9 protein-coding genes and 1 pseudogene are annotated in these 12,234 nt (G+C 44.9%); 3 read left to right on the top strand and 7 right to left on the bottom strand.

What is annotated here, in order from left to right; translation table 11 throughout:
• Window positions 1-200: 200 nt before the first annotated feature.
• Together AB4351_RS17490 and AB4351_RS17485 are read left to right on the top strand one after the other, a co-directional pair.
• Window positions 201-428, top strand: coding sequence for a PAS factor family protein (locus AB4351_RS17490; protein WP_004730426.1), 228 nt, complete (start codon window positions 201-203; stop codon window positions 426-428).
• A gap of 282 nt (window positions 429-710) precedes the next feature.
• Window positions 711-893, top strand: coding sequence for a hypothetical protein (locus AB4351_RS17485; RefSeq protein WP_004730424.1), 183 nt, complete (start codon window positions 711-713; stop codon window positions 891-893).
• A 171-nt stretch (window positions 894-1,064) separates the two neighbouring features.
• On the opposite strand, the gene AB4351_RS17480 is transcribed toward AB4351_RS17485, so the two are convergent.
• The 7 genes and pseudogenes from AB4351_RS17480 to AB4351_RS17450 all read right to left on the bottom strand — a co-directional run bounded on the left by AB4351_RS17480 (window position 1,065) and on the right by AB4351_RS17450 (window position 10,652).
• Window positions 1,065-2,357, bottom strand: a complete 1,293-nt coding sequence (locus AB4351_RS17480; protein WP_017060034.1) for an alpha/beta fold hydrolase — start codon at window positions 2,355-2,357, stop codon at window positions 1,065-1,067.
• A gap of 396 nt (window positions 2,358-2,753) precedes the next feature.
• Complete coding sequence (locus AB4351_RS17475) at window positions 2,754-3,491, bottom strand: DUF3726 domain-containing protein (RefSeq protein WP_017064722.1); 738 nt, start codon at window positions 3,489-3,491, stop codon at window positions 2,754-2,756.
• Window positions 3,488-5,300: pseudogene (locus tag AB4351_RS17470) on the bottom strand (hypothetical protein). The gene AB4351_RS17475 and the pseudogene AB4351_RS17470 overlap by 4 nt, the downstream one beginning before the upstream one ends.
• Window positions 5,301-5,563: 263 nt before the next feature.
• The gene (locus AB4351_RS17465; RefSeq protein ID WP_017066850.1) at window positions 5,564-7,171 is read right to left on the bottom strand and encodes a BCCT family transporter; all 1,608 of its coding nucleotides are present in this window, start codon (window positions 7,169-7,171) and stop codon (window positions 5,564-5,566) included.
• Between the two features lie 230 nt (window positions 7,172-7,401).
• Entirely contained in the window at window positions 7,402-8,397 is a 996-nt protein-coding gene (locus AB4351_RS17460) for a membrane dipeptidase (RefSeq protein WP_371721757.1), read from the bottom strand.
• Between the two features lie 206 nt (window positions 8,398-8,603).
• The gene (locus AB4351_RS17455) at window positions 8,604-10,064 is read right to left on the bottom strand and encodes an aldehyde dehydrogenase family protein (protein ID WP_372126729.1); all 1,461 of its coding nucleotides are present in this window, start codon (window positions 10,062-10,064) and stop codon (window positions 8,604-8,606) included.
• A gap of 189 nt (window positions 10,065-10,253) precedes the next feature.
• Window positions 10,254-10,652, bottom strand: coding sequence for a RidA family protein (locus tag AB4351_RS17450; protein ID WP_004730412.1), 399 nt, complete (start codon window positions 10,650-10,652; stop codon window positions 10,254-10,256).
• Window positions 10,653-10,809: 157 nt separating this feature from the next.
• Between AB4351_RS17450 and AB4351_RS17445 the strand changes: the two genes are divergently transcribed.
• Window positions 10,810-11,694, top strand: coding sequence for a LysR substrate-binding domain-containing protein (locus tag AB4351_RS17445; protein WP_372126728.1), 885 nt, complete (start codon window positions 10,810-10,812; stop codon window positions 11,692-11,694).
• The last annotated feature ends 540 nt before the right edge of the window (window positions 11,695-12,234 follow it).

The following is a 12,234-nucleotide window of genomic DNA, read 5'->3' as shown; positions in this document are numbered from 1 at the left end:
CTTAAGTGAACGGCATTACCACTGTGTCTCCTTTTCTTTTGCCCAAACCCAAGTTTTCGATACTTTGCCGTACAACACAATTATAACTAACTGATTACACAATTAAGCAGAGCTGCACATAATGCGATCAATCTCGCAGAACAAAGATGACACCAAGTGCATAATATGCAAAATTTTCTAAAGATGTACTAAGGACAGTTATGGATACAACTACACTCATCTACGATACGTTGGAAGGCCTGTCGAGCGCAAAGCCTCAGCAACACGCTCAAATCCGCCAAAATCTATATAACCAATTAGATTTATCATTTGAGAAGCAGTTGGCTTTGTATTCATCAGTTCTTGGTCCAGCAAGTGCTGGTAGATTGACCGATTTGGATAGTGCAGTGATGTCTGCACGCAAGATTGTTGGCTTAGAAAACAGCTAAGCAATCTTCAACCTATCTCAACTTTAACGCTGCCATTGTGCAGCGTTTTTTTATGGACGCTATTTACGATAAGTAAGGTTGGTTACGATAAATGCTGTTAGTTGCGATAAATACGGTTAGTTGCGATAAACGCGGTTAAGAAGATAAGTGCAGTTAGGTCTGTTTTTCAAGTTACACGTATTCTCATTTGGTTAATCTTATGTTCCATTTTTAACAGGTGTGTAACCACAATAATGGCGCTAATGTTAGTAGCACGTTAACCACACATCGGATGGAAGAATCATGAGAGTACTTATTGAATATACACAAACAGGCAAATACCGTGATCATGCGTGGGAAGCATTAACGATTCGTTCAAAAGGCGAAATTCAAGCTGTGACTCCCTCTTATGCGGCTCAACTTATCGAACAGAACCGCGCTAGCTTATCGACCACTGAAAATCAAGATATCGTCATCCAACCTTAATGGCTTCAAGGGCTACCCCTCCTAGTTCCTTAAATCGAATAGTTCGATGACATAAAAAAACGCTGCATGGGTGCAGCGTTTTCTTGTTTCTGGCGTATCGTATTTCTAACGTAGATAGTTTCTAAAGTAAAAAGCTTCTAACGCATCTTGTTTCTAGTGCAAATAGCTTGATTACTTTGGCAGATTTTCTAACGCTTCAACCATCGTCATCAATTTATCGACAATCCTTTCGCCGTCTACTCGCAAGCCATTGTGTTCATATTCATTGGTGATCCACGCTTTCGAGTTAGGAATGTTCGCCAATGTTTCACGGCTGTAATCCAACTCAACGTACATGTCATCGGCGTAAACGGCACACGCCATTGGCACTGTATTCTTGCTCAACTGCTCTGCGTTGTACAAAGTGCCCCAGTCCGACTTTTCAGCCAACATGTTCGCGGCTTCACGCAGTGGCTTCAGCGTTTCAAGTTGGTCGAACATCCATGGGTACACCATTTCACCAGTAAACCAGAACTCACTGCCCGATTGGTAGTTGAAGTGTGGGTACTGCTCACGAACACGATGTGCAGACCAGTTAGACGCTGTACCTTGACAGTAAATCGATTCATGCAGAATTGCGTAAATTGGGTTAGTTAAATATCCCTGCTCTTGCTGCATTTGATTTAGGAAGCTGTAGCTCAGCTGTCTGTTACCGTTCACTTCAACAAAGGCACTTTCCAGAGTGAAGTACATAGGAAGGTTCGCTTCACCGCCACCAAGGTTAATGCCAATAAGTTGAAATTGCTCAACCGTGAACACCTGTCCGTTTGGCAGTCTCACGTCGTTGTTCAGCAGGTAATCAGAGATCTCGCGACACATCGCTTGTGCTTGTGGGAACTGAGCAAAGAAAGCTCTGTTTTTGTCTTCAACACGCTTATAAGTCGCGCGATAAACATCGTCCGCTTCGCGTTCAATAGAAGGAATACCGCCCGTCACGTAGCAACGTTGTAAGCTCTGTGGGAACAGTGACAAATAGCTCAGAGTACAGAAACCACCAAAGCTTTGACCAATCGTCGACCATTGCTTAATACCAAACTTCTCACGAATCGCTTCCGCATCACGAACGATGTTGTCCGCTCTGAAATGCGTAAAGTATTCGACTTGTTGTTCTGGAGACAAATGCGCCAAAGTTTCATGGCTGATAACCGTGCTGTTGCCAGTACCACGTTGGTCTAGAAGCAGAACACGGTAGTTTTGTAATGCACGCTTTAGCCAACCCGATTGACCACTCACCCGTGGAGAAGGAAAACCTGGGCCGCCTTGAAAGTAGATCAACCACGGCAGCTCTTGCTCATCTTTAGCGAGATCAACCAGCTCACGTGCGAAGACTTGGATCTGTTGTCCATCTTTGGCTTGATAATCAAGTGGCAACTCGAAAGAGTGCTGACGGTACAGGGTGGTTCCATCAATAAAGTTAGCTTGCACGCTTCATTCCTTTTTATCTGATTCTAAAGTCATTGGTACGAATAAAAATGGCACCCTTTGGCACCGTAGTTAGCAAGATACGCATACTAGCTTGTAAATGAAACCGTTTGTTGAACCTGAATGTGAAGGTACTTCATTAAATCGCCAAATTAGCTTTATACGCGTAACAACTTGTGTCAAAACAGAGAGTTTAAGATGTGATCTATTGAGAAGAAGAACAAAAGTGGGACACAAATAAAAAGAGCTTAACGAGGTGAGGATACGTTAAGCTCTTTGGTTTTATCTGTTGTAAATGAGGTTTTTAGGTTGAACAAGCTCAGGCTTTATAGGTTTAGTTTCTATAAGCCAAAGATCTATAAACTGAGCTTCTGTAACTTATAGCTCTATAAAACAAAACTAAGAAGCCTCGAGCTCACCTGCACCTTGAATTGAACGTTGGCTGTTTTCAACAAGGATAGCCGTCGCCGTTTCTTTCAACGCGCCCCACTCTCCATCGTCAACTTCAATGCCCTCGTTCCACGCCTTCTCTTGAGTTTTAAAAAGCGCTTCCGATTCAATGTGTGTTTGGTAGCCATCTGACAAACGTTCGATATCGAAATCCTGGACGGAAAGCTCGATGGTCATATTGTGGATATGATCGTCCGATGCCAGAGGCAAATCTGATAAAAACAGTTCTGGTGCAACGCAACCACGGTTAAGCACATACAAGGTGCTCTTAGGATTTGAGCCATTATCCCAACGTGCGGTACATGCGATGCCTTTCGCTGCCAGTTTTACAAGCTCACTGTACGCTAACCAACGGTTATGACAGTTGTTTAGCTCGATTTTCAGCGTCTTTTTACCGACCATTTTTTCAATGGCGTAATCCATCACCACAGGAAGATGACACGCTAAGCTCGCCTTGTGCAGGTCCACTTCAACTGTGTTGTCGCTTGTCACTTGGATGTCTACAGGGCAATCGTCTTCTAGCCCCATAAAGTTGCTCGCATTGTTAAAATGACGAACACCATCCAAGCCAACCATTTGTAAATCTGCCACCATGTTCGCTATCACATCGGCTTCACCACATGTACGACGCATACCCAGAAAGGCTTTATTAACGGCCGCTACCAGTTCATTGTGAGAAACGATCATAACGATTTACCTCCATGTTGAGCGTTGATATGTGTAGGAACTTTATTTGAGTCAGCGATCTCCGCTTCACTTGGTAAGATTGGGAACACCCATTCGTCCTGATGAATTTCATCAAGCAACGGTGCACCTTGGAAAAACGTCACTCGTACCCAACGGTCTGAGCGAGGATCAAACTTAGTCGCTCCAAACATCGCTAGCTTACAACGCAGCAAATGCATTGGTGGCGAGTCTTGGTGCAGCACGTTCATTTGAATGTCGCCCATCGCCTTGTTACCTAACGTCCACACACGGCGCGCAATGGCACGATGCTGCGGTTGTTTAACAAGGAATTCAGCCAATGAAAGCTCTGGCGCGAATTGCAATAAAGCATGGTACAGACGGTAAGCTTGACGGCCGATATCCAACGGCAGTTCGCGCTCTTCGCCGAGTTCCTCGCCTCGAACACCGAGCCTTGGCTCTTCTTTGTCCTGAGAGCGATACCAGAACCAGTAGTTATTTTCTGCTTTCGTAAAGTCAGTCGTGATCGCCCAACGGTACTTTTCTTCTAACACAACCAATAGGTCTTGGATCTTTTTGCCACTAGGAAGCGAGAGTGTTTCGCTACAATTCATTTGCTCTTGATGGGCGTCCACTAATTCTGGGTACAATTCCATCAAGCATGAGATAAGGATTTCTTGGGCTTCCATACTCATGTGCTTAGATTGTTCAACTAACTGCGCCCATGTATCGCAATGGTTTACAGAAGCTTCTAGTGACTGTTCTGCGTGTTTCAACTCATCAACAGCGGTTTTGTTCAACTCTTGCTGATTTTCATTGATGGTAACAACTTGTTCTAAATGACAAATCGCTTTTTTAACTAATGTACGTAGGGGCTCAATCAATGCCGTATCCGTGTGATTAGCTAACACGTCAGCTAATGCATGCTCACGGGTTGTCATCCATTGATCGACAATACTTGGGTGGTTAATCAGATATGGCGCCATACCTAAACCTGTGGCATTACCCACACCTAGGTAGCGTTGTAAGCCTCTGTGCAAGGTAATCGCTTGTTCACCGCCTTGTTGCTCCGCTAGGTAATGAACCCAATCTAGGCTGAACTCACGCAGCATATAAACAGCACACATTTGAGCACTGAACGATTGATTAAAATCTGGATTCTTTTCCAAGATTTTAAAGTCAGCAATACCAAACTTACCATTACCATAAACCGCTGTGGTTCGTAGGATGTAGCCAACTTCCGCTAGCTCTTTTGGCGTTGGTTGAACACCTTTAGCCAAGTGACTAACAATATGTTCAAACACTCGTACACTTTTGTTGGCACGCGCTAAAACAAGCACATTGTTAGGGTTACGGCCTGCTTCTTGTAGCGGTACATTCGCACGAAGTCTCTCAAGTAGGGTGACATCAACATCACCAAGAACCAGAGCAAACGTTACGTCCCACTTTTCAGCAATTACACGGTCATTTCGTTCGTCGTCTGCAATCTCATCGCAGAAAACAACCAAATGATAAACATGATTTGGCGTCTCTAGCTTATAGATAACATGACCAAAACCTCGAGCGTCTAGTTGCCACTCATGCTTAGTCACTTTCCATTGCTGTTGCGCCATTTTACGAATCAGAGTTCTTACGAAGCTGATGCGTGTTTGGTGCATAGCACCCAGTCTTTCCGGTGCCATGACGACCGTTGCGTCACGTAGTGCTGATTCAGTGTAGGTAGAACGATGTGCATCCATTTTGCTCACCACCTTAATAGTTATAGGATTTTGCTAGCCATTCAGAACCGATCGTTGCTGTCTTTTGAAGCATATATAGCGACAGTATGTTGGTTAGCTTTCACGTTTTTAATCGTTATTGATATTATCGAGGCAAGCGAACTCGCCACTTATTATTTGTCCTGACTAGATCGATTGACCTAAATACGTGCCGCCCGGTGTATCTTCACCAGTACGGTTTTTATCTTCCTTCCGGAATCTTGTATCAGCCTTCTTTCAAAGGCTCACACCTTGTTTATCTTCAGTTTTTAGAGAGCTTTATCTCTACATTTTCTTCTTTATACCGGCATTGATGTTTTATAAGCCTTGATCTTTCGCCATCTTGATTGCGATTTGAGGCGCATTCCAAAGTGATGGCAGCAAGATTAAGGACACCGGTACCGCTGTGATAACTATGAATGATTGCAGCGCTGAAATACCGCCGGAACCTAGGGAAATCAGAATCAATGCTGTTACCCCCATCATCACACCCCAGAAAGTACGAATAATTGCGTTAGGCTCTGTCTCACCGCTGACTACCACACTGATGGTGTAAGTCATTGAGTCACCTGTCGTTACGATGAAGATCGTCGTCAAGATCAAGAACAGAATAGAGATAAGCATTGGCATTGGTAGTTGCTGAGTTACTGCCAGTAGCGCGCCAGGTAAATTAAAGCCTTCGAACGCTTTACTTACGCTGCCTGGGTCTGCAATTTCAAACGCAAGGCCAGAACCGCCAACAATGGTGAACCAGAAACATGTTACGAACGGTGCAATAAGACTGATGGTTGATACCAATTGGCGAATACTACGACCGCGTGAAATACGTGCGATGAAGATTGCCATCATTGGGCCGTAACCTAAGAACCAACCCCAGAAGAATACTGTCCACCAGCTCAACCAACCTTCGTCACCACGGTATGTTGCCATTGGGATGAAGTTGTCTATCATGCTGCCTACACCTTGGATGTAGCCATTGAAAATGAAGTTTGTTGGGCCGAAGATCAGAATGTAGACCATCAATGACATTGCTAAAATTACGTTGTAACGGCTTAGCATTTGCATTCCGCGGTTAAGACCACTTAATGCCGACAATGTGTATAGAACGATAGCGAACAGGATGATGATAAGCTGCGTCGTGAAGCCATCAGGAATATCAAACAGTGCGTTCAGTGCGTAGCTCACTTGCAAGCCTAAGAAGCCGATAGGACCAATGGTGCCCGCCGCTACTGCGACAATACAACATGCATCAATCAATGCGCCGGTGTGACCTTTCAATGCTCGCTCGCCTAAAACTGGGTAAAGCAAAATACGAGGTTTAAGCGGTAAGCCTTTGTCGTAGTGAAGGTGCATCACCACAATAGACGTTAAGCTACCGACAATGGCCCATGCTAGAAAACCCCAGTGCATGAAGGATTGCGATAAAGCATTCACCGCGCCTTGCTGTGCGTTTTCTTGTGCGCCGTACAATGGTGGTGGGCTAACGTAGTGAGCGATAGGCTCTGCTGCTGCCCAAAATACACCGCCACCTGCCAGTAGCGTACAGAAGATGATCGCCATCCAACGGAAGCCGTCCATTTCAGGTTTAGCGATGCCGCCTAGGATAACCTTGCCTGTTCGCCCTGCCGCCAGGCCAAGACCAATAAGAAAAGTCAGAAGAAGAAGCATTTGCCAGTAAGGACCGAATACTTTTACAGACCATGCAAAGCCCGTATTTACTAGGCTTGATAACAGCTCGCCATCAAATAGAGCAAGTGCCACGAACAGAGCGATAAAACCGCCGCTGTACCAAAGTGCTGGGTTGGATAGGCCTAATTTGTCTGACGTAGACTCAGACTCGTTTGTGTTGCTTTTTGCATTAATTGTTGTGTGTGCTTGACCCGCATTTAAGCTTGAAGATTTCACGCTATTGGTTAAATCAGACATACTCTGACTCCAGAGGTTTCTTTGCAGCTGTCATTTGAATGATGACTACAAGGGTGTATTTAACACCTGCCCTATTGTTTTTTGTGTTGGGCAGGCTAATCCATGTTTGGGTTACCGCGTTGCGAAATAGACCGTTGTTCCTTTTGAATAGTGAAATTGGTTTAAGCAGCACTTGCTTATTGAACGTTTGTTAGAAGGCTGCTAATTCGATGATGGCTCGCGAGAAACCGTTAACCCTTGGTTTGAGGCTCTAGGCCATCTTTCAAGAAGTTAAACCAGTTTTCTCCCAAGACTTGCCCAGCTTCAGACTCGCTGAAACCATGACGCATCAATCCGTTATATATGTTTTCCATACCCGCACTACCACAGAACCAAGGCAACGCATCTGGCCAACCTGAGTTGTTCGCAGAGCCTTCGCCGTAGTCCATTGCTTTAGACCAACGACCATTTCTCATCCATTCAAGAACGGCTTGAGGTTGGTTTAAGCATAGGTCACTGCCAATACCGAGGTGCTCTACGCCGACCATGTCAGCCGTAGTCGCTACCATCTGGCAGAAATCTTCCAACGTACATTGACTGCCATTTGGTAAGTGGAATGGGTACAAGCTGAATCCGATTAAGCCGCCGCGTGCGGTTAGAGCTTTAATCACATCGTTTGATTTATTTCGTAGTGCATCATGAGCAAACGTTGGGTTCGCATGGCTGATACAAATAGGACGAGAAGACAAGTCGATTGCTTCAAGTGTTGAGCGCTCGGCACTGTGAGACATATCGATGATCATGCCCACTCGGTTCATCTCTTCGATGGCTTGTTTACCAAAGCGAGTAATACCTGTGTCGTTCTTCTCGTAGCAACCCGTCGCCAATAAGCTCTGGTTGTTGTACGTCAGTTGCATGATCAAAAGGCCTTGCTTACGCATCACTTCGATAAGACCGATCTCATCGTCGATTGGAGAACAGTTTTGAGCACCAAGTAAAATGCCGACTTTGCCAGTCTCTTTTGCAGTCTCGACATCAGCCATTGAGTGAATCGGCATGATAAGGTCTGCGTTCTGCTCGAATCTTAAGTTCCATTCTGCAAAGCGAGATAAGGTTTCACGAGCAGTCTCGTGGTAAACCGCGGTAGCGTGAACTGCTGTAATGCCGCTCGCCTTTAGTGTTTGGAAATATTCTCTGTTCCAATTGCAGTATTGCAATCCATCTATAACAATCCGTTGCTGGTACATAACCACTCCTATTGAAAGCTCAGTGTTCTAGCTCGGTTTTGAAAACACGCTCAAGTAACATGTTTTCAAAAATGGGTTAAATCACTTGTCTAAGTTCGTTGGCTGTTTTGGTTTGAATGTTGGCCTGACTCTGTGAATCAGGCCAATTCGATAGCTGGATAGCTAGGAAGTTAATTCAGCTATCCAATTCTTATTTAGAAAGTGGATTAGTAAGGACGTTGGTAAGCCGTCTTAACCACTGTGTAGAACTCTTTCGCGTATTGACCTTGCTCACGAGGACCGAAGCTAGACTCTTTACGACCACCAAACGGTACGTGGTAATCCGTGCCTGCTGTTGGTAGGTTGACCATCACACAACCGGTCTGCGCTTGTTGCTTGAACATTGCGCTAGTACGTAGGCTCTGAGTAATGATGCCGCCTGTTAGACCGAAGCGAGTATCGTTGGTTGTCGCAATCGCTTCTTCTAGGTCAGCCACTCGAATCACGCTTGCCATTGGTGCAAACACTTCTTCTTGGTTCACTTCCCAATCGTTCTTCGTGTTCAAGAACAGCGTTGGGGACATGTAGAAACCTTCGTGTTTCATGCTCAAGCGTTCGCCACCGAATGCCAGCTCACCGCCGCTTTGACGTGCTTTCTCAACCCAACCTAAGTTCGCTTCAAGTTGGTTGCCATCAACTACCGGGCCCATGAAAACGCCTTCTTCCAGTGCGTGACCCACTTTAAGCTCGCTCATACGCTTAATTAGAGCTTCAACGTATTGGTCGTGAATGCCATCCATAACCACTAAACGAGAAGATGCTGTACATTTTTGACCCGCGCCAGAGAACGAACCTGCGATCGTTGCATCAACGGCTGTTTGGATATCAGCATCGTCAGCAATAACAAGTGCGTTCTTGCTGCCCATCTCTAGTTGGCAACGAACGAAGTTTGGCGCTGTAGCAGCGGCAACCTTACGACCCGTATCAACAGAACCAGTAAAGCTCACACCGTTCACTTCTTTAGAGTTGATCAGCGCATCACCGACTGTTGAACCGCTACCCAGAACAAGGTTGAACGTGCCTGCTGGGATACCTTGGCGGTGGATAATTTCAGTAAGCGCAACCGCACTTGCTGGTGTTAGGTTTGCTGGTTTCCAGATAACGCTGTTACCGAAAGCAAGCGCAGGAGCGATTTTCCAAGCCGCTGTTGCTGTCGGGAAGTTCCAAGGAGAGATAATGCCAATAACACCGACGGCTTCACGAGTCACTTCAACAGAAACGCCTGGGCGAACTGATTCTGCGTTATCACCAATCTGACGAAGAACTTCAGCCGCAAAGTATTGGAAGAACTGACCTGCACGGTAAATTTCGCCTCGACCTTCAGCAAAAGGCTTACCTTCTTCACGAGAAAGCAACGTACCCAGCTCATCACAACGTGCAATCAGCTCATCACCAATCGCTTGAAGGACCGCTTGTTTACGCTCAATCGGCGTTTTTTCCCACTCTGGTTGAGCGTGCTTTGCTGCTGAAATCGCTTGTTGAACTTGTTCAGCACTTGCTTGTGCAAAGTTACCGATGTTTTCAGAAATATCTGATGGGTTAATGTTCGCTACGGTGCTTACACCCGCTTGCCATTCGCCGCCAATGTAAAGTGCGTTTTCTGCTTGAACATTCTGTAATTGAGTCATCATTCTGTCCTTGTAACGGTTAGGTTGCGTTTGAGTCTGGCAACCATCTGATTAATGAATAAAACGTTAATTTATATAAGGAATAACGTTTAAATTTTGTATCTAAAACTGAACCAAGTCGCTTGTATCAATAAACCGCTTTAATTCAAAACAGCTTTAATCCGCAAATTGCCTCAGTTCACAGTCAAATTATTCAGGTTGAGAGGCTGATGCGTAAACCACGAACTCAACCAACATCTCTTCTCTTGCTAACCCTGCAACGACGACCGCAGCACGGTTTGGATAAGGTGCATTGAAGTATTCTCCGTATACGCTGTTTACCGTTTTTAGGTATTCACGGTCTGTCACGTAAATTAGAACTTGCAGCACTGAATCCATAGATTCGCCTGCACACTCCAAAGTATGAACAAGGTTGTTAAAAGTCTGACGCGTTTGCGCTTCAATACCGCCTTCTACTACTGCGCCAGTCTCATCGATTGGAATCTGCGCGGTGTATAGAGTGCCGTTATTAACGATTGCCCACTCTAGGGGTGCTTTTGAAGCGAAAAGCTCGGTTTTTACTGGGTGTTTTTTAGTTTGTGCGTTCACGATTCCATCCAACTTTGTAACAACTATGTTTCAAGATGGTTAAATACTGCACCTTGACGACTGATAAATCTAACGGTAAATTTTGTGCATTTGATAAATAAAATCTATCACCTTGCAAAAAGTAAGGTATAGCAAGGGCTAGAGAAGGATCGGAGTCATGAGTATTAAGCTACAACAGTTAAAACATTTCGTTTTGGTGGTCGAAGAAGGTGGATTTAGAGCGGCATCTCACCGTGCAAATCGATCGCAAGCGGCACTTTCGACTTCGATAAAAGAGTTGGAAAAAATACTCGGCCAACCTCTGTTTGAAATAGGCAACAAATCGACACTGACGCCTTTTGGAGAAATATGTTTGCCCAAGATCATTCAATTTCTGAACGTTTACAAAGCATTAGACAATGACTTACGCGCAGCGGCAGCAGGACAACAAGGAAGAGTTCGAATAGCGAGCGTGCCTTCGGTGGCCGCAAAACTCATCCCTAGTGTTTTAGGGGCATTTTGTGAGCAGTACCCGAATGTAGAAGTGAGTTTGATTGATGATAATGCGGCAGGGGTAGAAGCAAGATTACTCTCTGGCGAGGTGGATGTTGCCCTCGGTAATAGCTCCCATTTAGAAGAAGAGAGCATCGACTTCACGCCTTTGCTTTCTGATCCTATCGGTGTGGTGTGCCTCAAAGATAACCCTATCGCCTCTCAACGGGAAGGAATCGAATGGCAAACCTTGTTAAAGCAGCCCTTCATTCGTAACGGGACTTGCACCCTACTGGACCCAACACCTGCGCGCATGCTCAGCGAACAAGCCCTGTACTCTGTCGAGAACATTACCTCGCTTTTTTCGGTGTTAGAGCTCGGGATAGGCGTGACCACGCTACCTAAGCTGGCTTTCCCAACCAATGAAACCCGCTTGGTGTGGATTCCGCTAATTGACCCACCCTTGCAACGACAAATCGGCATTTTCAGACTGTCTGATCGTACGATCTCGCCACAAGCACAGGCTTTCCATGACTTATGTATTCAATACCTCAGTTATGAAGAGTCATAAGAGAGCCTAGATTAAGTAAATTAGGCAGCGCTCTGCTGCCATTTACTTCCTCAAAACTCGGTGTTTCTTCTCCGCACCATGCTTCTCGCACACCCAGTCCTCCATTTCACTCCTATATCATCAACATTTAGGCGCTGAATTTTCACTCTCGCGCACGCAAATAGTGACAAGCTGACGACAATATAAAAAATATTCGCTTATTGATAAGAAGCGACGTACGTTTAATTTACCAGAAAAACCAGATCTTCCATCATTGCCTCAAACAAGCTTAACCCCTACCAAAATCACACTTCACAACTCAGCTTGTAAATGAACCTAAGTGTTTGAATAGTCTTAATTGATAAGATCATAAGTTGAAAATTTAGCTCGCTACTCCCTTCTAAAAAGACCCTCTTTTTCACAAGGATAAAGCATCTTAAATATTCATGAATAAAGTGATAGAACTATTACTTTCATAAATGAAAAACATTCATTTCAAAAATGGAATTATTGATATCAATATTTGTCGTTTTGATCACATAATTTTAGGCGTAGTTTATA

Origin of the sequence: Vibrio sp. 10N.261.51.F11, assembly GCF_041471665.1 — a bacterium.
In the GTDB taxonomy this organism is placed as follows: domain Bacteria; phylum Pseudomonadota; class Gammaproteobacteria; order Enterobacterales; family Vibrionaceae; genus Vibrio; species Vibrio crassostreae_C.
This window is presented reverse-complemented; position numbering and strand designations above follow the sequence as displayed.

Coding starts and splice junctions, on each gene's coding strand:
- AB4351_RS17485 (WP_004730424.1), top strand. CDS start 711: ATGAGAGTACTTATTGAATATACACAAACAGGCAAATACCGTGATCAT.
- AB4351_RS17455 (WP_372126729.1), bottom strand. CDS start 10,064: ATGACTCAATTACAGAATGTTCAAGCAGAAAACGCACTTTACATTGGC.
- AB4351_RS17460 (WP_371721757.1), bottom strand. CDS start 8,397: ATGTACCAGCAACGGATTGTTATAGATGGATTGCAATACTGCAATTGG.
- AB4351_RS17490 (WP_004730426.1), top strand. CDS start 201: ATGGATACAACTACACTCATCTACGATACGTTGGAAGGCCTGTCGAGC.
- AB4351_RS17445 (WP_372126728.1), top strand. CDS start 10,810: ATGAGTATTAAGCTACAACAGTTAAAACATTTCGTTTTGGTGGTCGAA.
- AB4351_RS17475 (WP_017064722.1), bottom strand. CDS start 3,491: ATGATCGTTTCTCACAATGAACTGGTAGCGGCCGTTAATAAAGCCTTT.
- AB4351_RS17465 (WP_017066850.1), bottom strand. CDS start 7,171: ATGTCTGATTTAACCAATAGCGTGAAATCTTCAAGCTTAAATGCGGGT.